Here is a 21,816-nt window from a genome sequence, read left to right as displayed (position 1 = left end):
CAGGTCAAGGGAACCAGATGCCTACCAGCAGTATTCGAAGTGGCCGCCGTCGAAGCGTTGTCTCGGCGGTGCTAGGACTACTGCTGGTGGGCATTGCGGCCACACCGGCGCACGCCGACTCAGTGCGCTCGGATCAGTGGTTCCTCGATGCCATGGGTGCTGAGGAGATCTGGAAGATCAGTACGGGCAAGGGCGTTACCGTCGCTGTGATCGACTCGGGAGTCAAGACAACCAACCCCGATCTTCAAGGCCGAGTCCTGCAAGGGAAAGACCTGGACGAGGCCCAGGCCGGCAATGAACACACCGACTACGACGGTCATGGCACCGGCATGGCTGGACTCATCGCCGGGACAGGCGAAAGCGGTGGAGGGGACGGCGCGTTCGGGCTTGCGCCCGGAACGAAGATCCTCCCCGTCCGGATGCCCAAGCCGGGTGCACTCAATCGAGCTCAGGGTGACAAACGGTTCAACGTAGCTGCCTCACTGGCTATCCGATACGCCGCTGACGAGGGTGCGAAAGTCATCAACCTCTCTCTGGGCAGGTCTACGGGATCGCAGCAACTGGCAGACGCGGTGAAGTACGCTCTGGATAAGGGTTCGTTGATCTTCGCTGCTGTGGGCAACGATGGTGCTTCGACGAATGAACTCATGTACCCCGCCGCCACTCCAGGAGTTGTAGGCGTAGGAGCAATTGGCAGGGATCTCCGTAAGACCGACGAGTCCCAGTACGGCCCCCAGGTGGATATCGCCGCTCCTGGAGATGAGATGGTCCATGCCTGCGGGGGAGAGACGGGCCTGTGCACGACGAGCGGTTCCAGTGACGCGACGGCGATCGCATCCGCGACGGCAGCCCTGATCTGGTCCAAGCACCCCAAATGGACCAACAACCAAGTGCTGCGGGTCATGCTCAACACCATCAGCGCTCCGTCCGACGGCGTTAAGCGCAACGACCATATTGGCTACGGCGCCGTGCGTCCCTTGCGCGCCCTGAAGACCCCAGGCGACCCCGGCCCCGCCAACGAGTACCCCCTCCCGGACCTCGCGGCCGCCGCCCCCAAGTCGCCCTCCCCGGAAGCCTCCAAGCCCACGGGCAGCACCGAGAACGACGAAAAGTCGGCCGCCGCAGCGCCCGCGTCGCAGGACGACAGCAACACCGGCTTCTGGATCGCAATCGGCGTCGGCGCGGCCGTCCTCCTCGGTGCCGCAGTGGCCCTTCCGCTCATCCGGTCCCGCCGAGGCAACGCGACAGTCCCGCCGGCTCCGGCCTTCCCGCCCAGCGCTTATCAACAGCAGCCGCAGTACCCGGCCTACGGTCCGCCGCCGGCCAGCCAGAACCACCCGTACCCGGGTCCGCCCGGACCTGGTCAGCCAGGGTGACGTAGCTGTCTCCATTGAGCCTCTGTGCCCTTGTGACTATGGGCGTCGACTGGTATGGCCGTCGGCGACGATTGCTCACGGAATCCCCATTGCACTTGCGCATGGTGGTGTCGTCTCCGATAGCGTCTTCACACGCGATAAGCGGTGTCGGATGAACGTGACAAGACGGGGGAGAGACGTGGCGAGCGAGACGCAGCCGCCAAACCTGCAGCATCTGGTCGAGCTAGAAGGGCAGCACGCAGCAGGGGTCCAGTCGGCGGGATCCGGCTCTGGGGATGGCGGGATGACGCTTGCCGCGGCTGACCCGGCCGGGGGCGGGGGTGGTGGTGCGGGTGGCCAAGGGCTCATGCACAGTGAGGGCCCGTGGACGCATGGTGCAACGGTCGTTGGTGAGTTGAAGGCGGACACCACCTCCGGCATGACCAAGCTTGAGACGGCACACGGCGGAGTCTCCTGCGGCACCGAGGGCCTGGAGACCAGCGCTGCGCTCAGTGCTGTCCTCTATTCCTGGCAACAACGGCTGAAGACAGTCCGGGACGAGTGCGGAAACTTGGAGGCGCCACTGCGTCTGGTGGCCAAGGACCAAGGTGAGTTCGAGAAGTACACGGCAGGGAGATTTGTGCAAGCGGTGCCCCAGGGCCAGGACAAGGGCGGGCGGTGACAGCGATGGTGTCCTTGCAGGAGCTGAAGGATATGAATCTGTCGGAGCTCGTGGAGGCGGCCGAGGGCTGGGCCGATGTCAGTAAGCGTGCGTACACGTCTCGCAAGAGAGTCGACAACGAAGTAGTGGCCAAGCTGACCGACACCCAGAAGGGCATGGCGGCCACATTCGCCACGTATCGCCTGGGTCGTCTCAGCCGCAACTTTCAGTACATCTACACTGAATGCGGACTGCTCCAGGCTTCGCTCAGCGGTCTGGCTCAAGAACTGGCCGCCCCCCAACGCCGTCTCCTCACGGCGTTGGCCGAAGCTCATTACTACAAATTCACCGTGCACGACGACGGTGCGGTGAGCTACCCGGCGGCGGGGGAGGAGTTCGGCGGTCAGCAGCCTCAAGGCGACACCGTCAAGGGCGCCGACGGCCTGTTCGGGAGCCTTTTCAAGACCCCGACAGCCATGCTGAACCCCAACCCGAACGCAGCCAAGGCGCAGGGCATCGCCGACGAGATTGCAAGCGCTCTCAGCGAGGCAAGTGAAATAGACGCCGAGTACGCCGCCGCTGTGCGGAGACTCAAGGCGGAACAGGGCCTTGAGGTCACCGAGAACACCTGGGCCGACGTCAGCGGTGACGCGAAGGCCGTCCATGGAGCGGCGGACGATGTCCTCAAGGACGACATTCCGACGGGCGGGACTGCGGCGGAGCGCAAGACTTGGTGGGAGGGGCTTAGCGAGGACGAACGGATTGCCTATCTGGCGGTCTACCCGGACACCGTCGGCAACTTGGACGGCATCCCGGCCGTGGCGCGTGACGAAGCCAATCGAGCCTACCTGCCGCAGCTCATGGGCAAGCTCAGTGAACAGGGCGATGAGGTGTCCCAGACTAAACTGGCCGGTCTGCAGGGCATCCAGCAACAGCTGATTTCGGGCCCCTCCGCGCCCCCGATGCTTCTGCTGGGCATCGGCGACCAGGGCAACGGGCGTGCGATCGTCGCGTATGGCAATCCCGATACCTCCAAGAACGTCTCCGCGTACGTCCCCGGACTGGGCACGAAACTCAACGGTGAGTTCGCGACGGGAACGATGAAGCGCGCCTTCGATACCGCCTCCGGCGCCCGGAAACTTGATCCGTCCAGCGCCTCGATCGTCTGGCTGGGTTACGACGCTCCGCAGGATGTCGATGTCATGAGCGACGGCGACGCGAAGCGAGGTGCCCCCGCCTACAACAGCTTCATGGGCGGGCTGCTGGCCACGAACGACAACGCCGACCCTCACATCACTGCGATCGGCCACTCGTACGGCTCACTGACAGTCGGGCAGGCCACCCAGCAACCCGGGGGCATCCCCGGTGTAGACGACATCATTCTGGTGGGCAGCCCGGGCGTTGGCGTGGACCGGGCCGAGGACCTGGGCGTGGGCAAGCAGCACGTTTTCGTCGGCGCTGCGGACAACGACCCGGTCACCAAGCTCCCATCCAAGCCCGAGGCGGGCGTGATCCTGGGTGGCGCAGAGGCCGGGGCAGTCGCCGGCTCGTCTCTGGGTCCGGTAGGGGTGGTTGGTGGTGCGGTAGCCGGCGGCCTGCTTGGCTGGGGAGCATCGGATGTGGCCGACCCCGGGGGTGACGACGGCTACTTCGGAAAAGATCCCGCGAGCGAGGCGTTCGGTGCCAATAGATTCCGGACTGAGCCTGGCCCCGAGGTGGTTGATGTGGAGTTCCCGAAAGTCTGGGACAGTAAAGTGGGTGTCGAGGCACACTCGAACTACTTCAATCCCGAGAAGGATCAGATTTCAGCTGGCAACATTGCCGCGATCGTCGCGGACCAGCCTGGCAAGATGATTCCGGAGGCGCGACGATGAAGGCGCGATTTGCTGTTGTTGCGGGACTGATGTTGATCCTGGCTGGCTGTGGCACGGCTGGCGGTTCGCAGCAAGAGCAAGGCAACGAGGGGCATACGCAGAAGATGAATATGCAAGAGGCTGCAGAGCACGCAGATGCAATCCTCGACGGCACGTTTGTGGCGATCAAGCCGTCTGTGGAGTGGACCCATCAGGAAACCATGCCGGGCGATTGCACAACAGACCGTATACGCTCGGTCATGACGATTATCTCTGCCGAGCGTAGAGGTAGCTTCCTCGGTTTGGTTGAGCGCTACTGGAAGAGTGAGGGATTCACGTTCCGGGCGGCGAGCCAGGACAAGCAGGCAGCCTATTACATGACTCCGGACGGATTCCAGATCAGCGTGAAGTTCGGCTGGAAGGGGCAGGCCCACTTCGAAGTGACCACTCCTTGCGTGGAGAAGTCTGAGGTATCGGACCCTGCTTCCAAGTCGAATGGCCCGGACTACAGTGGACAGGAACTCCCAGCGCCGAATGTACGCTCGGATTTCTGGTCCGCGAGCACGCCGGTCTCAGAAGCCTCGCCCAGCGCATCCTGATGGTGCCTTGGGCGCTGTGAAGCCGCACAAGCCGCCGAGTGGAAGGATCCTGGTCTGTTATCAGCTCCGGCGGGCCTGGGAGACAGGCCGGGCGCGTTCTCCCCGGGGTCGAACAACGCCAATCCTCGCCGCGATGAGCAGGACGGCGAGCGACCGGACTACCTGTCGGAGGACGAAGAAACCTGGCAGCAGGGGAGCCGCCGCGTAGTCCCCCCGATCATCGACTGATCTCCCACGGATTGGCATAAGGAACAGATGCGTACCAGCAGTGAGCGAGCCATCGGCTTCAAGTCCGTTGCGTCGATGGTAACGGGGCTCGCCCTGCTGGCTATCGCAGCCACTCCGGCTCACGCCGAGACTGTGCGGGATCAGCAGTGGCACCTCGACGCCATGAAAGCCGATGAGATCTGGAAGATCAGCAAGGGGAGCGGAATTACCGTCGCCGTGCTGGATTCGGGTGTGGACGACACCGTGCCTGATCTCCGCGGGCAAGTCCTGAAGGGGAAAGACTTTTCGACCTTTCGGGGCGATGAGAATGTGGACATCGACAACCATGGCACCGGGACGGCTGCGCTGATCGCAGCTACTGGGAGCCGAGGTCCAACCCAGGGCTCGTACGGCCTTGCTCCCAGCGCGAAGATCCTTCCTGTTCGAATTCCCTATGCGCAGGAGCGGTGGGCGCAGGATGGGAGTGGGAAGAGCTTCGCGGAGGGAATGAGCGAGGCCATCCGCTTTGCCGCAGACTCGAATGCAAAGATCATCAACATCTCCGTTGCGAGCAACGAAGGTGGGTCTCCCGAACTCACCAAAGCTGTCAGGTACGCGCTCGACAAGGGAAAACTGATCTTCGCGGGTGTGGGCAACACCGGTGACAAGGGCAATGAACTCGAGTACCCCGCGGCAACGCCGGGTGTCGTCGGTGTGGCCGGTGTGGACAAGAAGGCCGCACGATGGCCGAAGTCGCAGTGGGGCCCGCAGGTGGATCTTTCTGCGCCCGCTGAGGACATCACCAATGCCTGCACCGGCGGGACGCAACTTTGCGAGGGCAGCGGGACGAGTGCTGCGACTGCATTGGCATCAGCATCCGCGGCCGTCATCTGGTCCAAGCACCCGGACTGGACGAACAACCAAGTCCTTCGGGTCATGCTCAACACGGCAAGCAAGCCGGACAACGGCGCCAAGCGCAGTGACTACATCGGCTACGGCGTCGTACGCCCGCGAATCGCGCTGAAGACCCCCGGCGACCCCGGCCCCGCCAACGAGTACCCCCTCCCGGACCTCGCGGCCGCCGCCCCCAAGTCGCCCTCCCCAGAAGCCTCCAAGCCCACGGGCAGCACCGGGAACGACGACAAGCCGACTGCCACAGCGCCCGCGTCGAAGGACGACAGCAACACCGGCCTCTGGATCGCCATCGGCGTCGGCGCGGCCACCATCATCGGCGCAGCAGTTGCCATCCCGCTCCTCCGCGGCCGCCGCCGCAACACCGCGCCCCCGCCGGCCCCGGCTCCAGTGCATTTGTATCAGCAGCAGCCTCCCTATCCGGCCTACGGCCCGCCTCAGGGCAGCGCTCCCGACGCCAACTCCCCATACGGTGGCCCACCGGGGCCCGGCCATTCTGTGTGAAACGAGACGAGAACGTGCGCGCTACCGCCGACGCGTTGATCGCGGGGTGGGCGCCCTTCGGCCCTCCGCCCAAGACCCCAGTTGATCACGACCTGTGTTCGATCTCGACGGAGAAGAACGTTGGTGAAGGGCCAGGAGATGTACGAACCACGTTCAGTCTCTCGGATGCCGAGCAGGCGAAGGGAGACGGGGAGATCGCGAAGTCGCTGACACCGTACGAGATGGGGGAGCGCGCCTCGATCGGTACTCAGCGGGCCTACGTGTGGTTCTCGTGCAAGAGCGCTCAGCTATCGGGGTCGGAGGATACCCCGGCTCATATTCTCGGAGAGGTTGAAAACTGGCGCGACCCGCAGGGTGAGGACGGACAGCTGCGTGACGCTAAGGCGACGCTGCTGCACTCCACTTCTCTCGCCCTTGCTCGTCAGCTGGCTTGTGAGGGCGATGGGGCACTGCAGTCGAAACCAGCGCTGAAGCACGCGACGTAGTGTGTTCCGCACGAGCCGAAGAGGTTACATGCGAAACATGCTGAGAATGCTCATGGTGCCCGCGGCCGTCGTCGTCATGGTGATGGCGGGCTGTACCTCCGACGACGGTGGCGGGGAAAGGGATCAGGGCAAGCCGGCCGATGAGGTCTGCGGCGCTTTCGCCAAAGATGATGCCGCTTCCGCCGCGCTCAACGCCATCGGTGGAGGAGGGAACTTCACCAGTAGTCTCTCGGAGCCGGAGAAGGTTATCGTTGCCCTCCGTGAGGCTGCGCGAACGCAGTCGAGCGCGCAGGAACGCGCGCAGAGCCGCCACTTCTGCTGGCTCCTCCCCGCCGAGGGGGGAGAGACGGATCTGATTATTGATTTCCGTGAGGTCACGGGCGTTCCGGAGCGGGATGCCCGGCTGGAGGATTCCGTCACCTACTTCTCCATCGGTGGGCTGGCATCATCGTCCGACAGCCTTGCGTCCGTCTTCTTCAAATGCCGTATGAAGGCCCCCGCTCACGAGATCGTCATTGCTGCGCAGCTCCGTGGACCGGACGGGAACAACGCCTCAAAGAAGGGCATCCGGGCCAACCAGATCACCGTGGCCAACGCCGCCGCGCGCAAGGTCGCCGCCGACCTGGGCTGCCAGAACGACACCAAGCTGGTGAGCGGGGTGCCCAAGCCCGCAGCCTGAGGTAACTCAGAACGCCAGCGGTGCCGGTGGGCTGCAGTCCCCGCACCGGCCCGGCTCTGGAGCGCGGAAGGCACGGTCGCAGCGGTCGCAGTTCTGGAGGAGGTCCGGGCCCTCTTGTTGTGGCGTCGCCGGGAGCGGTGGGCGAAAGCATCGCGGTGAGGCGGTGGGTGATCAGCGCCGCCGGTTCTGGATCGGGCCTGTGGGGAGCGCAGCGGTCAGAGTGCGGCGTACAGCCTCCGGTGCGATGTCGCGCTCCAGCCAGGCGTCGACAGCCGGGGCGAGGCGGCGTACGTCGCGTTCGGCGAGGAGCAGACGCGGGTCGTCGCACCGTAGGGACGCGGCGAGGTCGAAGGCGGCCGAAGTCGCTGGCGCGGGTAGTGACAGGACTGGCGCGGGGCGCGCGGACTGCGGGCGTTTTGGTGGTGGCGGGGCTGAACTGGGTTCCGCAGCGCCGGGGTTGTTGTAGGAGACCGTACGGGTGATCACTCGGCCTGACGGCAGCCGCTCACGTGTACGGGCGAGGTAGCCGTGAGCCTCCAACTCGCGGAGAGCGGCGGCGATGCGGACCTCGCCCTCGGGGAAGCGTTCCGCGAGGGCCTTGATGGAGACCTTCGCGCCCGCAGGTAGCGACTGGATGTGCACGGCGAGGCCGATGGCCGTAAGGGAGAGTTCGCCGTGCTGGGCGAGGTGGTTTCCGACCACGGTGAAGCGGTCCGCGTGGCGGTGGTTGATGTGCCGGATGCCGGACGTGGGAACGGAAGGCGACGCGCACGGGGGCGCGTTAAGCTGCGGTTCAGCCATCTGGGAAGCGTCCACTTCCTCGGTGGTCAGGCCCTCGATCGGGATTGCCGTCCCGGCCGGGGGCCGTCGCATGTCTGTGGTTGTCAAGGCCGAGCCTGCACTGCCAACCGGCATATGTGCCAGCCAGGTTGGGGTGGATCACTCGTGTGAGTGACGGGGGGCTGGGGGTGGGTTGGAAGGGTTCTCTGCCTGGGTTCTTTACTCCTTGACGTCGAGCCCTGCCGGGCAGTCGTGCACCGGGTCGCGGTACCTCGATGCGGTCAGAGCGGCGTGGACAGGTCGATTTCCGCCCAGGCCGTCTTGCAGGGCGCACGGCCCAGGACAATTCCCCAGCGGTCGGCCAGCGCCTCGACGAGCAACAGTCCGCGCCCCGACTCGGCCTCGGGCTCCGAGGGTTCGGGCGTCCGGGGCAGTCTGTCCGCACGGGCGTCGGTGACCTCGAGACGTACCGTCTCGGAGTCGCTGAGGGTAAGGGTGAGGCGGAAGTCCCGACCGGATACGCGGCCATGCAGGGCGGCGTTCGCTGCGAGCTCACCGACGATCTGCTCGGCCGCGTCGAATGGCCGCCCCCAGTCGCTCAGTTGCTGCACCGTCAGACGTTGGGCGAGGCGAGCGCCTCTGCGGGTCGAGGACAGCAGGACCGTGAAGTGGCGGACGGTGGTTGCGGATTGGGTGATTTTGGTTCACGTCACTCAGCGTGGCCAAGCACACCTACGCTGAACAGCGACGGCGTCAGTACGGAGCGTCACTGTCCGGGCGCGGTGCGGTCTTGTCCGGCCCGTACCCCGTAACGCGAGCAGAGGTGGTGGTCCGCATGTATCTGGGCAGCGGCGTGGAAGACGACGACTCCGGCGCGGTGATGAAGACGGTATGCCGACAGATCAAATTGTGGCGCGAAGCGGCCGGTCTGCGGCAGGGCGAGTTGGGCGCGGCGATCGGATACGGCGAGGAACAGGTCTCGTCCGTGGAGCGAGGGCGGCGCATCCCCAAGCCGGAGTTCCTGGACAAGGCGGACGAGGTCCTGGGCGCTGGCGGCAAGATCCGTGCGATGAGGAAGGACGTGGAGGAGGCCAGGTACCCGAAGAAGGTCCGTGACCTGGCGAAGGTCGAGGCCGAGGCGGTCGAGCTGGGAGCGTTCGCCAATTATGTGATGCATGGGCTGTTGCAGACAGAGGAGTACGCGCGGGCGCTGTTCGGGACCAAGCGGCCTCCATTCACCGAGGAGGCACTGGAGCAGCGGGTGGCCGCTCGCATGTCCCGACAGAAGATCTTCGAGCAGGTACCTGCGCCCGTTTGCAGCTTCGTACAGGACGAGGCGACACTACGCCGCCCCCTCGGAGGCAGAATGGTGATGCGGCGGCAGCTCGAACGTCTATTGGAGGTCGGCCAGTTGCGGAACGGGGACATCCAGGTGCTGCCATTGGACCGTGAGGACAACGCCGGTGTCGACGGTTCGTTTCGGCTGCTGCGGCTCAAGGATGGCACCACGGTGGGGCACAACGAAGTACAGCTCATCAGCCGTCTGATCTCCGATCCCAAGGAGATCCAGATCCTTGAGATGAGGTATGGGATCATCCGGGCCCAAGCTCTCAGCCCACGAGAGTCACTGGCCGTCATCGAGATAGTGCTGGGAGACACATGACCATCACACCCTCTGCCGGGAGCGGCTCCGAGCTGGAGTGGTTCAAGAGCAGCTACAGCACGGCCGAGGGGCCCGACTGCGTCGAGGTCGCGGCCGCCCCCGGCACCGTCCACGTCCGCGACTCCAAGAACACCCAAGGCCCCCAGCTCGCGTTCGGGCTCGCCACCTGGGCCGAGTTCGTCGGCTACGCCTCGGGAAGCTGAGCCGGCCGACGCCGCGCTGACCAACGTCGGACTCATGCTGAACGTCCGCGACCGTCAGAAGACCGGCATCGCGACCAAGGTGCCCTTGTTCAGAAGGAAAACGCGGTTGCCCGCGGCGGCCATGTGCCAGGGCCCTTCCGAATCCGGTTCGTACGTCCACAGAACCTTGAGATCCGCCTCCTCGGACAGGGAATCGGTGAATGCCGAGACACCGGACGACGTACCGCCTTCGGTGATCCAGAGGGTGTTGCTCTCGACGACCGGGGGCAGGCGGGAGGGGGTGCTGCTGTCCGGCCACGAGATGTCGCTCAGGGTGCCGGACTCCTTCAACACGCGGCGCAAGAGTCCGCTGTCGAGGGCGGCGATGTAGTTGCCGTCGATTGCGGGGGAGCCCCAGCCCTCAGCGGGGTCGAACGAGTCGGACGCCGTGGACCAGATCTCCTCACCGGACGCCAGCTGCAGGGCGGTGAGCTTCTTTCCGCCGATGTAGACGACTCCTTTTTCGATGGCGGGCGTCAGGGCCGTCGTGGTCTGTCCCTTCACGCGCCATGCCTCGTCCCCCTTCTTGGAATCGACGGCAATGTAGGTTCCGTCCGCGGTGCACACGACCAGCCGCCCTGCTTCCGCCGCGGCCATGGTTTCAGGATCGATGGTGGACTCGCTGGATACCGTCCAGCGAACCTTGTGGTCGGCTGTGTTGATCGCGGTCAGTTGGTTGTCCTTGGTCACCGCGTACACGGTGGAGTCCTTGGGCGCGACCGTCAGGAGCTTCTCCGCGTTGGCCGCAGCGCTCCACCGTCGCTCGCTCGTGGACGCGTCGAAGGCCAGCACCGTGCCGTCCGCGTCGGCTGCGAGGAAGACGTCGTCCGTCAGTTGCAGGAAGCCGGCGGACGGAGACACCTCCGGCAGGTGCCACTTCCGCTTGCCGTTGATCACCAGGTGAGCGGCAAGTCCCCCTGATGGGTGGGCGAACATGACGACATCCCGCATTGCCAGCAGGCTGGACGCGTCCGGGGCGGCGACCTTCAGCGGGCCCCACAGGGGTTTCGGGGGCGTGCCTTGCTCGTAGTCGGCGGCGGTCAGCAGTTTGGCAGACGGGGCATCGCCTGCTGTCGGCAGATCAGGGCCTCTGGTCAGCCACCAGGCCCCGCCGCCGCCCACGGCCAGAACCGCACCGCCGACCGCGAGGGAGCTCAGGAAGCGCCGCCGTGAGGGGCTCCCGTGGTCGACGGCAGAGCCGGTCAGTGTGCTGAACTGTTCTGTCCGGGTCTCGTGCTCCCTGATCTGGGTGCCGAGCGCACCCTGTTTCCAGGTGCGGTGAGCACCCCGAGGGGCCACGAACGCGTCGACAAGCGCAGAGGGTTGGGGACGATGCGCGGGGTCCTTGGCCAGACACGGAGTGATGAGGGGCTGGAGCGACGGCGGTACGGCACCGAGGTCCGGGCTTCCATGCACCACTTCGTACTGGACTGCCGCGACATGCGGGCCGTCGTAGGCCGGCTTGCCGCCTGCCGCGTACACCAGAACGGCTCCGAGGGAGAACACATCGGCGGACGGGCCGACGCGCTGACCCAGGATCTGCTCGGGTGCGCCGTATCCGGGGGTGGCCGGTGCCTGGCCCGTGGTGGTGAGGGTGAGGCCGTGCGTGGGCCGGGCGATGCCGAAGTCGATGATGCGCGGGCCCGAGGAAGTGAGGACGATGTTGGCCGGCTTGAGATCGCGGTGCACCAGGCCCGCGGCATGAATGTCCTTGAGCGTCGACGCGAGGGCGCAGGCCAGCGCCCGTGCGCCGTTGTCGTCCAGGGGCCCGTGGGCCGCTACCGCCTGGTCCAGCGTCGGTCCGGCCAGGTACTCCGTGGCGATCCAAGGGCGTCCGCCCTCCGTTTGCGCACCCAGGACACGTGCGATGCCCTTGCTGGTGACCGCCTTCGCGGTCTGCGCCTCCCGAACGAAACGCTGAGTGAGGTGCTGGTCGTTCCAGAGTTCCGGGCGAAGCACCTTGACGGCCGCGGTCCGGCCGGAGTTGTCGTGGCCGAAGTACACCTTGCCCATTCCGCCCTCTCCCAGTACTCCCGCGAGGCGGTAGGGCCCCAGCCGGATCGGGTCGCCGAATGACAGAGGGAGCATGGCGTGGGTCGACCTTTCGTGGTGACGATGAGTACGTGAAGGCTAGGGGGCGTCGGCCAGGGGGAGTGCGGTGATGGTCCCTTCCCCGAGGCCGATGAGCCGCCTGGCTGAGGTCAACGCGGCGAACCGGTCGAGACTCTCCTTGTGGAGCCAGACGGTCTCGTGTGTCCGGAGATCGATTGCGCGGAGTCCCGCCGCACTGTGCTTGTAGACGTACCGATCTCCCACCGTGGGCGCCACTTTCAGCTCGCCCCCCGACTGGACGGGATTCTTCTCCCGCCACAGGAGTTTGCCGGTATCGGCGCTGACGGCCACGAGCGCCCGCGCTCCCGCACGTTCCACCGCGTAGACCACTCCGTCCTTCACCGTGGGAGCGCCGTACGAGGTGACGTTCGTGCCCTGGTACTTCCAGACTTCCTTGCCGTCGGCAAGTCGCAGCGCCTGCAGCGCATCCGAAGCGACGTAGAGGTGCCCGTCGCCCAGGGCCATCGGGCTCCTCGGGGTCTCGTCGGCGTCGAGGCGGAGAGACCTCCGCCAGACGGCTGCTCCCGTGCGCACGTCGCAGACGAGCACATTGACCCCGCCGGAGTCCGTACGGAACTGCAGGACCAGGTGCGAGCCGGTCACGCGAGCCTCTGTCACCCACGGGACATCACCGGATACGGACTCTTTAAGGATCAACTCTGTGCGCTTCTTGCCGTTCGAGAGGGAGAACGAGGCAATCAGCCAGCCTCGTTCGGGGCCGATGCCACTCGACTCCTCGGTATCTGTCTCGCGTACCGGCGCCGTGAGCACCCATGCGAAACCGTCGGCGACGGAAAGAAGCTGATTGCCCAGCAGTTTTCCGTTGTAGGCCCGCTCGTGGACTTCCGGGTCCATGAGTTTTCCGTCATCCAGATCGATCTGCGCGATGCGTAGTCCCTCCTTCGGATTGAGGGAGTACTCCACCGCATAAAGACTCTCCCCGTCGGTGGCCACGTCCCAAGGACTCAGCACCTCGTCGTTGGACCAGAGGTTCCGGCCGGTCGACACGTCGATGGCGGTCATGACGTTTGCGAGGGCCACGATTGCCTTGTCGCCGACCAGCAGTGGGCGCCCCATTTTGGCTGGTTCCCCTGTTGCGACGCTTCGCCGCCACAGGGGGGTGGGGGCCTTCGTGGAACCGGCGGCCCTCGGATTGTTCGCGCTACGGCCGTCGAGCCACGCCCATGTTCCGATGCCCGCGCCGGCCACACCGAGCAGCGAACTCCCGCCGATGGCAAGGAGTTTGCGGCGGCTCTTCCCGGTTCCCCTGGTGGCCGGGAGGGTTTCGGCGATGGCGTGGTCGGAGGGCGCCGGCCGGCGGTACGGCTGGTACTGCCAGACCTCCGTTGCCCGGCGGGTGACTTCGCCGAGGACCGAGTCAGGAAGATGATCAGCGAACTGGCCCTGACCATCGTGGAGTTGGGTGGCAAGCTCCGTGGTGGACGGGCGCTGGGCTGGGTCCTTGGAGAGGCAGCGGGCAAGGATCGGGATCAGGGACTCGGGGACGCCAGTCAGGTCCGGGTCCGCGTAGCGGACGCGGTACAGCAGGTCCGCCGGCTGGCCCGAGCCGAAGGGGCCGTGGCCCGTTGCCGCGTAGGTGAGGACTCCTGCCAGTGCGAAGACGTCGCCCGCCGGTGTGTGCTCCTGGCCGGTTGCCTGTTCCGGGGACATGAAGGCGGGGGTGCCTGCAGCCGCTCCCGTACGAGTGAGGCGGTCGTCGCCCGCCGCGCGCGCGATGCCGAAGTCGATGATTTTCGGGCCGTACGCCGTGACCATGACGTTCGAGGGCTTGAGGTCGCGGTGGACGACGCCCGAGGCGTGGAGCTGGGCAAGGGCTCCGGCAAGTGCTGCTCCCAGGGCGCGGACCGACGGCTCGGGGAGCGGGCCGGAGAGGGTGACCGCGTCGTCGAGCGGTGGGCCGAGGACGTACTCCGTTGCCAGCCACGGGGTTTCGGCGAGCGGGTCCGCGTCGACGACGGTCGCACCGTGGTGGCCGCCGATGATGCGGGCCGCGTCCGTCTCCAGGCGGAAGCGCGTACGGAAGTCGGCGTCTGCGGCGATGCCCGCGTGCATCGTTTTCAGCGCGACCGTACGGCCGCCGGCGGAACGGGCCAGATACACCGTGCCCATGCCGCCGCTGCCCAGGCGCGCGGTCAGGCGGTATGCGCCCAGCTGGACAGGGTCGTCGTACGTCAGAGGCGAAAGCACCGGTCAGATCCTGGGGGAGAGAGGGACGCGGAGCTCCGCGGCGAGTACTTCAGCCGACTGACGGGCAACCGCCGCCACCACCCGGCCCGGCAGCCAGCCGGGGGTGAGCAGTGACGCCGTGGAGTCCAGCACCGTCGCGGTGGGGGCGGGCGACGACGGCGGGAGGGCGTGCAGGACCTCGGGTGCCGTGGGGCGGTCCGCCGGGTCCCTGGTCAGGCAGGCCGAGATCAACCCCCGTAGCGCCTCCGGTAGTTCGGAGCGTTCCGGGACCGTGTGGCCCGTCGCCGCGTACGCGAGGACCGCGCCCAGTGCGTAGATGTCGCCCGGCGGGCGTGGGCGGCCGCCCGATGCTTGTTCCGGGGCCAGGCTGCCTGGCTCCAGGCCCGGGAGGCCGGTGCGCTGTTCGCCGTCCGGGGCCGCCGCGCGTACCGCGCCGAAGCACGTCAGGCGCGGGCCGTCGCCGGCCAGGAGTACGGCCGCGGGCGATAGGCCCGCATGCGTGATGCCCGTGGCGTGTGCGCCCGCAAGCGTCTCGGACAGCGCCGCGCCCAGAGCACGTACCGTGCGCTCGGGCAGCGGGCCGCCGTGGACGGCCAGGGCTACGGGGAGCGGTAGCGCGGGGAGGTAGGGGGAGGCGTACCAGGGGGCGGTGGACGGGGGTGAGGCTTCGGAGACGGGGGAGACCCAGGGGCCCAGCAGACGGCGGGCGGCGTCGGCCTCGACGAGGAAGCGGCCCGGGTCGGTGCCTTCGAGCGGGGCCCTGACCAACATTGTGCGTTCGCCGTCCGCGCTGCGCGCGACGAACCGGCGCTCGGGTACGGGCGGGAAGCCGGGGCCGGTCGGATCGAGACGGGTGATCAGGTAGTACGGGCCGATCTGGCGCGGAGTGTCCACGCGTGGTCGTTCCGTCTGTGCTCGTTCCATCTGCGAATCCCCCGGCGCCGTCTCGAATGACAGGAGCCTACTCAAGTCGCGGAGCCTGCCCGAAGAGTGGTCGGAGCCTGCCCGGAGAGTGGTCGGCCGACCGTCGCGATCCTGAAGGTCAGGGCGGGCGCGGGAGCAGTACTCATGCCGGGACGGACAGGACGGTCAGCGCTTCGTGGGTGAGGAGGAACAGACGGTTGCCTTCCGCTGCCATCGAGTCGATTGCCCAGTCCTGCGGGTGGAACCATGCGCGCTCACCGGTGTCCTTGCGGACTGCTGCGACCCCCAGGGCCGGGTCCTCGAGGGCACGCGCATAGACGAATCGGCCGTGGACCAGCGGACTATTCTCGGACGATGTGCGGAAGTTCAGTTCGTGCGTCCAGACCTTCGCGCCATCGCTCACGCGCCGGCAGTGGAGGACGTTGCCGTCGATCGCGTAGACAAAGGCTCCGGAGACGGTCGCCGGGCTCCAGCGGTTCTTGTTGAGGAGTCCCTGCATGGAAATGGACCACACCTCCTTGCCGTCGCTCAGCCTCACCGCCTTCAATGTGTCGTTGCCCAGCAGAACCAAGTCCTTGTGTATCGCCGGTGTCGTGGGCAAGAGAGCCAGGTCATTGCGGGCCCACACCTTCTTGCCCGTACGACTGTCGAGAACGGCCGCATCACCCGTCGCGCTGTAGAGGGCAAGCCGGTTCCCGGCAACGGCGCCCTGGGCTATGGCGTCGATGTTGGCGCGGACCGGTGAGGGGACGATCCACCGCTGTTCGCGTGTTGCCAGGTTGTAGCAGCGGATCTCTTCGCCGTAGTGGACGTACAGGGATTCATCGTCCATCGCGAGCAGCGTGTCCCACCCCGCGTAATCCGACCATTTCTCCGTTCCAGTGGATGGGTCGAGACCAAATGCTTCGCCGTCGTTCGCAAGGACCAGCCCGCCGGGCAGGGCGAGGAAGCCCTTCTGCGCTTGGAAATCGGGCTTCGCCCACTTCTGCTCTCCGCTCCCGGCGTCGTACGCAGCGATGCCCTTGTCCGGCATGCCGACGACCACGACGCCTCCCACCGGCAACGGCGGCGGGCTCAACACGTCCGCGACCTCCAGTGGTCCCCACAGCACCACCGGCTCCGTACTGGTTTTCGAGGCGTTCTTGTCCGCCCCGTCGTCCTCCTTGCCGCTCCCCATCAGCCAGGCGGTGGTTCCGCCGCCGACCGCCAGCACTGCCGCCCCCGTCGCCAGGCCTGCCAGCAGCCGCCGACGGCTCGGCGCGGCCGGTACGACCGTCCCGGGGAGGGTGGCCTGCGCTTTCGCGTTCGCCTCGCGGTGCTGAATGTCGGCGGCCATGGGCCCCTGCCGCCAGATCCGATCCGTGCCTCGCGGTGGTGCGAAGGCCGTACGGATCTGCGGGGGGAGGGGACGGTAGGCCGGATCCTTCGCAAGGCACGGCCCGATCAGTACGCGCAAGTGCTCCGGAATGTGGCCGAGGGACGGCTGCCCGTGCACGACTTCATACTGCACCGCGGCCACATGCGCGCCTTCGTACGCCTGGCGCCCGCTCGCCGCGTACACCAGCACCGCTCCCAGAGAGAAGACGTCCGCCGCCGTTCCGACGCGCTGTCCCAGCACTTGCTCGGGGGCGCCGTAGCCCGGTGTCACCGGGGTCTGGCCCGTGGTCGTCAGAGTGAGTCCGTGCTCGGGCCGTGCGATGCCGAAGTCGATGATGCGAGGGCCCCGCGAGGTCAGCACGATGTTCGACGGCTTGAGGTCGCGGTGGATCAGCCCGGTGGCGTGGATGTCCTGGAGCGTGCCGGCGAGCGAGGCGGCGAGCGCGCGGAGAGCCGGTTCGGCGAGGGGGCCGTACGCCTGCACGGCCTGGTCCAGGGTGGGTCCCGCCAGGAACTCCGATGCGATCCAGGGACGGCCGCCCTCGGTCTGGGCCGCGAGGACACGCGCCACGCCCTTGCTCGTCACCGTCCGGGCGGCTTCGGCCTCGCGCAGGAAGCGCTGCACCAGATGCTGGTCATGGGCGAGTTGAGGCAGCAGGACCTTGATGGCCGCGGCCCTGCCCTGACTGTCGTGGCCGAAGTACACCTGGCCCATGCCGCCCGCGCCGAGTACGCCGACAAGACGGTACGGGCCGAGGCGAAGGGGGTCGCCGGGGCCGAGGGGGTTCATCGGTGTTGCCTTTCCGGGTCGGTCAGTTCTGGTCCAGCCGGATGGCCACGACCAGATCGTCGCCCACCCCGACGAGCCGCGCGGCGCGTTCGTGGAGGACGAAGGTCGAGGGACTGGGGCTGAAGGTCCAGTCCTTCTTGTACGAAGCGACATTGACAGCGCCCAGCTGCGTGCCGTCCGAGCTGAAGACGTGGCCGCCATGGATGACGGGCGGGATGCGGAGCGCGGGGAACTGATTCCGCGGCTGCTCCTCCCAGCGCAGATTTCCGTCGGCCGCGGCCAGACCCACGAGCCCGCCCTGGTACTCCGTCACGTACACCACGCCGTCCTTCACCGCCGGTGTGCCGTACGAACGGGCGTCCGCGGCGGCGATGCTGTCGCGCCCCTCGCCGAACCGCCAGGCGACGGAACCGTCGGAGAGACGCAGAGCCAGGGCCTCGTCGGCCCCGAAGTAGACGTGCCGACCGTCCACCGCGAGCTCGCCCGGGAGGAGGACACTCGTGTCGGTCTCGCCCCTGGCCACGGTCGCCTTCCACAGCTCCGCACCCGTACGGACATCCCTGGCGCTGACTTCGAGGGCGTTACCGGTGGCGGCCTTCCGGCACAGTACGAGCCGGCTGCCGCTGCGGGCCGAGACGATGGTCTCCTCGAGCACGCCGATCCGGTACGAACGCAGGGGCGTGCTCCACAGCTCCTTGCCCGTACTCAGGCTCACGGCCATCACGTGCCAGCTCTTCTCCTGCACCGGGCCGGGGTCGCCGGACGCTCCCTTCCTGGCGGCGAGGTAGAGCGTGCCGTTGGCGACGTCCAGCAGGTGGGCCTGCTGGACGGGCTTGTCGAACTTCCCGAACGCGGTGAGCGGCGTTGTGCGGCCATCGGTGAGGTTCACGGTGTGCGGGGACAGCTGGTGGCCGTGCGAACCGCCGGGGAGCAGCGCGTAGATCCGGGCTCCATCCGAGTGCAGCTGCCAGGCCTGCTTGAGGTCCTTGTTGAGCCAGCGCTGCTTTCCGCTCGTGGCATCCAGGCTCAGGAGTCCCTCGTCGGTGGGCAGTACGACGCTGTCGCCCACTGCCATCGGCGGGATCCTCGTCACCTCGCTCTTGATCGTCCGGCGCCAGGCCTCGCGTGGGTCCTTGGCCTGCGGGGGCGGCGTGCTGGACGGGGTGTCCGAGGCTGTGGGGCTTGTGTCCGGGCCGTCGCTCTTGAGCCAGGTCCAGGCGCCGAAGGCTGCGGTGGCCGTGCCGAGGACCGACCCACCACCGACGGTGAGGAGTTTGCGGCGGGAGAGGGGGCGGTGGGCGGGGACGGTGGGGCTGAGGGCGTGGTCGGCGGGGGTGGGGAGGCGGTGGGGCTGGTGCAGCCAGACCTCTGCTGCGCGGCGGGCGATTTCTGCGAGGAGGGTGTCGGGCAGGTGGTCGGCGAATTCGCCCTGGCCGTTGTGGAGTTGGGTGGAGAGTTCCAGCGTGGTGGGGCGTTGGGCGGGGTCTTTGGTGAGGCAGCGCGTGAGGATGGGGAGCAGCGACTCAGGTACGCCCGTGAGGTCCGGGTCTGCGTACCGGACGCGGTACAGCAGGTCCGCCGGCTGGCCCGAGCCGAAGGGGCCGTGGCCCGTTGCCGCGTAGGTGAGGACTCCTGCCAGAGCGAAGACGTCGCCCGCCGGTGTGTGCTCCTGGCCGGTTGCCTGCTCGGGCGACATGAAGGCGGGGGTGCCTGCCGCCGCTCCCGTACGAGTGAGGCGGTCGTCGCCCGCCGCGCGCGCGATGCCGAAGTCGATGATTTTCGGGCCGTACGCCGTGACCATGACGTTCGAGGGCTTGAGGTCGCGGTGGACGACGCCCGAGGCGTGGAGCTGGGCAAGGGCTCCGGCAAGTGCTGCTCCCAGGGCGCGGACCGACGGCTCGGGGAGCGGGCCGGAGAGGGTGACCGCGTCGTCGAGCGGTGGGCCGAGGACGTACTCCGTTGCCAGCCAGGGGGTTTCGGCGAGCGGGTCCGCGTCGACGACTGTCGCTCCGTGGTGGCCGCCGATGATGCGGGCCGCGTCCGTCTCCAGGCGGAATCGGGTCCGCGAGGCCGGATCCGATGCGATGCCCGCATGCATGGTTTTGAGCGCGACGGTACGGCCGCCGGCGGAACGGGCCAGATAGACCGTGCCCATACCGCCGCTGCCCAGGCGGGCGATCAGGCGGTACGCGGCGATCGCGACGGGATCATCGTGCGTCAGCGGGGAGAGCACCGGTCAGATCCCGGGAATGCAGTCGTGCACGGCAGCGCATGGCGGCAGGGCTGTGCGCAGTCGTCCCATGTGTGAATCCCCCTTGGTGTCCCCAACAGCATCAGGAGCTTACTCAGCGGCTCGATCGACGTTTGGCCGGGATGCCTGCCTCCCGGAAGGAGTTGTGGGTCACCTTGCTGCCCCGGCGGGCTCGGCAGTGAGGGCAGATGTACTCAATTGCGTACGGAAACAAGGGCGATGGCCGGGTGGTGCTGCCGAGGACCTGAATGAGTGCGGGTGCTCAGAGCAGTTAGTGATCCATACTCATCCGGGCCCGCGCCTGAACCGGCAGGGTTCGTACGACATCCCCCACGTGCGGGTGGCATGCCCGCGGAACGAGGTACGCACCGATGACTCAGCCGCCGTATCAGGGTCCTCAGGACTGGCCGGGGCAGTACGGTCAGCCAGGACCGGAGGATGCGCGGCCCGGGGTGCCACCGGTTCCGCCTCCGCCGCCGACGCAGCCGCCACAGGCTCCGCAGTATCCGCCGAACCAGCCCTTGCCGAACCAGCCGCTGCCGAACCAGCCCCTGCCGAACCAGTATCCGCAGTACGGCACGCCCTACGGGTCGTACGGTCAGCAGCCTTCGCCGTACGGGGCTTATCCGCCTCCGCCGCCGGCACCCTCCGGTGGCCGTAAGACCCCTTTGATCATCGCTGCGGCAGTCGTGGCGGTCGCCGTCATCGGTGGTGCCGTGTGATTCGCCACGTCGGGCAGCGATGGCGACGACAACAAGGCTTCGGCTGGGGGAAGTTCACAGGTCAGCGTGAGCCCGTCCATCAGCGTGCCCGAGAGCGAGCAGCCGACGGCCGGGCCCAGCGCAACTCCGAGCGAGGCGGAGTCCGGCGGCATCGGTGCGGAGCCCACCGGGACCGGCATGGCGGGTATGTGGAGGTCGGACTCCGGCGGTGGGGTTCTCGGGCTGAAGGAGAGCGCGGACACCGACGAGCCGAGCAAGATCTCGGTCATCTTCGTCTCCGGCGGACTCGAGTGCCGGGGAATCCGGAAGGTCGAAGAGCCCGACAGGAAGTACCGGATCGCGATGCTCTGTGAGCGGGGCGGCAAGCCGGTCAAGGAAGAGGACCGCGGCGGGGACCTCACGTACGGCGGCGGGGACACCGTCACCGTCAAGTGGTTCAAGGGCAAGACCGGTTCCGAGACGTTCACTCGCTACGGCGACTGGCCGGAGAGCTAGGACTGAGGGCGTCGGCGATCAGCCGGGCACGGTCATTCCGGCCTACGGCCGACGAGGGCTCGTTGGCCTCGAAGCCCAGCGCGCGGCGGCCCGGGACCGCCGCGCTCTGCCGCTCAGACCGCAGTCCGCTCCACGGGGATCCACAGCTCCGCGTCCGCCTGTGCCGCGTCCTGCGACAGCCGGGTGCGCAGGATCTCGGGCCCCGGCCGGCTCCGGTACGGATTGGACGGAAACCACTGCGTGAACACGTCCCGCCACAGGTACTGGAGCGCCTGCGGAAACGGCCCGGAGCTCTCGAAGACGGCCCACGTCCCGGCCGGGACGGTGAGCGCGTCCATGTCCTCGGGCACGGCGGCGCGGGTCACCACGCCGTGGTAGTAATCGAGTTCGGTTCCCTCCGCGCGGCTGTCGTCCAGATTGTCACTCACCGAGACGATCCCCTCCGGCACCTGATCGGACAGGCTCTGGATGCGCTGCAACGTCTCCTGGCCGATGGCCCGGATGAAGGCGGCGATGGCCGGGTTCACCCCCTCGTGCACGAGGGGGACGCGCGCCTTCCTGCCGACCACACGGAACTCCTCCATCTCCACGACCCTGTACCGCATGCTGCTGCTCCCTTCGACGATGAGGCGGAAGGACATCCGTGGCTGGGACTGCAGACTCGCACCGGCCCGCCTGGCCTCGCCGGGACCGACGCCGTGCATGACGCGGAACGCACGCGCGAAGGCCTCCCCCGAGGTGTAGCCGTAACGCACCGCGACCTCCAGCAGCGTCCGCTCCCCGGCCAGCACCTCGGCACCCGCGACCGTCAGCCGCCTGCGCCGGATGTACTCCGACAGCGGAATCCCTGCCAGCGCGGAGAACAGCCGCCGGAAGTGGTACTCCGACGTCACCACGATCCGCGCCAGGTCGGACACCTCGATCCGCTGATCAAGGTGGCACTCGATGTGCTCCATGGCCCGGTTCAGCCGCTCCAGCACCCCGGCCTCCTTCCCTT

Annotated in this window: 17 protein-coding genes and 1 pseudogene; 10 read left to right on the top strand and 8 right to left on the bottom strand. The window is 67.4% G+C overall.

Annotation, left to right across the window (positions count from 1 at the left end):
• The first annotated feature begins 17 nt into the window (after positions 1-17).
• The 7 genes from mycP (ACZ3H8_RS24880) (at position 18) to ACZ3H8_RS24850 (ending at position 7,255) form a co-directional block, all read left to right on the top strand.
• Positions 18-1,376, top strand: coding sequence for a type VII secretion-associated serine protease mycosin (gene mycP / locus ACZ3H8_RS24880; RefSeq protein WP_467405322.1), 1,359 nt, complete (start codon positions 18-20; stop codon positions 1,374-1,376).
• 418 nt (positions 1,377-1,794) lie between these two features.
• On the top strand, positions 1,795-2,037 hold the full coding sequence (locus ACZ3H8_RS24875; protein ID WP_467405319.1) for a hypothetical protein: 243 nt from the start codon (positions 1,795-1,797) through the stop codon (positions 2,035-2,037).
• A gap of 32 nt (positions 2,038-2,069) precedes the next feature.
• Complete coding sequence (locus ACZ3H8_RS24870) at positions 2,070-3,890, top strand: alpha/beta hydrolase (RefSeq protein ID WP_467405317.1); 1,821 nt, start codon at positions 2,070-2,072, stop codon at positions 3,888-3,890.
• A complete protein-coding gene (locus tag ACZ3H8_RS24865) occupies positions 3,887-4,468 on the top strand; it encodes a hypothetical protein (protein ID WP_467405314.1) in 582 nt (193 codons plus the stop codon). Before ACZ3H8_RS24870 ends, ACZ3H8_RS24865 begins: the two co-directional genes overlap by 4 nt.
• 255 nt (positions 4,469-4,723) lie before the next feature.
• The gene (gene mycP, locus ACZ3H8_RS24860) at positions 4,724-6,091 is read left to right on the top strand and encodes a type VII secretion-associated serine protease mycosin (RefSeq protein ID WP_467405312.1); all 1,368 of its coding nucleotides are present in this window, start codon (positions 4,724-4,726) and stop codon (positions 6,089-6,091) included.
• 14 nt (positions 6,092-6,105) lie between these two features.
• Entirely contained in the window at positions 6,106-6,576 is a 471-nt protein-coding gene (locus tag ACZ3H8_RS24855) for a hypothetical protein (protein WP_467405310.1), read from the top strand.
• A 37-nt stretch (positions 6,577-6,613) separates the two neighbouring features.
• Complete coding sequence (locus tag ACZ3H8_RS24850) at positions 6,614-7,255, top strand: hypothetical protein (protein WP_467405308.1); 642 nt, start codon at positions 6,614-6,616, stop codon at positions 7,253-7,255.
• A 6-nt stretch (positions 7,256-7,261) separates the two neighbouring features.
• Here the strand turns inward: ACZ3H8_RS24850 and ACZ3H8_RS24845 are convergent.
• Positions 7,262-8,056 (bottom strand): annotated as a pseudogene (locus ACZ3H8_RS24845) (helix-turn-helix domain-containing protein).
• Between the two features lie 260 nt (positions 8,057-8,316).
• Complete coding sequence (locus tag ACZ3H8_RS24840) at positions 8,317-8,646, bottom strand: ATP-binding protein (protein WP_467405305.1); 330 nt, start codon at positions 8,644-8,646, stop codon at positions 8,317-8,319.
• A gap of 224 nt (positions 8,647-8,870) precedes the next feature.
• Between ACZ3H8_RS24840 and ACZ3H8_RS24835 the strand changes: the two genes are divergently transcribed.
• Positions 8,871-9,698, top strand: coding sequence for a helix-turn-helix domain-containing protein (locus ACZ3H8_RS24835; RefSeq protein ID WP_467405302.1), 828 nt, complete (start codon positions 8,871-8,873; stop codon positions 9,696-9,698).
• On the top strand, positions 9,695-9,901 hold the full coding sequence (locus ACZ3H8_RS24830; RefSeq protein ID WP_467405299.1) for a DUF397 domain-containing protein: 207 nt from the start codon (positions 9,695-9,697) through the stop codon (positions 9,899-9,901). The genes ACZ3H8_RS24835 and ACZ3H8_RS24830 overlap by 4 nt, the downstream gene beginning before the upstream one ends.
• A 54-nt stretch (positions 9,902-9,955) precedes the next feature.
• Here ACZ3H8_RS24830 and ACZ3H8_RS24825 read toward each other — a convergent pair whose 3' ends face one another.
• From ACZ3H8_RS24825 to ACZ3H8_RS24805, 5 genes are all read right to left on the bottom strand, one after another.
• Positions 9,956-12,028 (bottom strand): protein kinase domain-containing protein, encoded by a 2,073-nt coding sequence (locus ACZ3H8_RS24825; protein WP_467405298.1) that lies wholly within the window; start codon positions 12,026-12,028, stop codon positions 9,956-9,958.
• A gap of 42 nt (positions 12,029-12,070) precedes the next feature.
• Complete coding sequence (locus ACZ3H8_RS24820) at positions 12,071-14,260, bottom strand: protein kinase domain-containing protein (RefSeq protein WP_467405296.1); 2,190 nt, start codon at positions 14,258-14,260, stop codon at positions 12,071-12,073.
• Between the two features lie 3 nt (positions 14,261-14,263).
• Positions 14,264-15,184, bottom strand: a complete 921-nt coding sequence (locus tag ACZ3H8_RS24815) for a protein kinase family protein (RefSeq protein WP_467405294.1) — start codon at positions 15,182-15,184, stop codon at positions 14,264-14,266.
• 142 nt (positions 15,185-15,326) lie between these two features.
• Positions 15,327-17,351, bottom strand: coding sequence for a protein kinase domain-containing protein (locus tag ACZ3H8_RS24810; RefSeq protein WP_467405293.1), 2,025 nt, complete (start codon positions 17,349-17,351; stop codon positions 15,327-15,329).
• Positions 17,352-17,373: 22 nt separating this feature from the next.
• Positions 17,374-19,584: a protein kinase domain-containing protein gene (locus ACZ3H8_RS24805; RefSeq protein ID WP_467405291.1), complete on the bottom strand. Its 2,211-nt coding sequence runs from the start codon at positions 19,582-19,584 to the stop codon at positions 17,374-17,376.
• A gap of 806 nt (positions 19,585-20,390) precedes the next feature.
• On the opposite strand from ACZ3H8_RS24805, the gene ACZ3H8_RS24800 reads away from it, so the two are divergent.
• Positions 20,391-20,819: a hypothetical protein gene (locus ACZ3H8_RS24800; RefSeq protein WP_467405289.1), complete on the top strand. Its 429-nt coding sequence runs from the start codon at positions 20,391-20,393 to the stop codon at positions 20,817-20,819.
• Between the two features lie 113 nt (positions 20,820-20,932).
• Here the strand turns inward: ACZ3H8_RS24800 and ACZ3H8_RS24795 are convergent, their stop codons facing one another.
• Positions 20,933-21,799, bottom strand: a complete 867-nt coding sequence (locus ACZ3H8_RS24795) for an AraC family transcriptional regulator (protein WP_467405288.1) — start codon at positions 21,797-21,799, stop codon at positions 20,933-20,935.
• Between the last annotated feature and the right edge of the window lie 17 nt (positions 21,800-21,816).

This window comes from Streptomyces sp. NPDC002868 (assembly GCF_055563295.1).
Note: the sequence above shows the minus strand (reverse complement) of the source record. Positions and strands in the feature narration are given on the sequence as shown.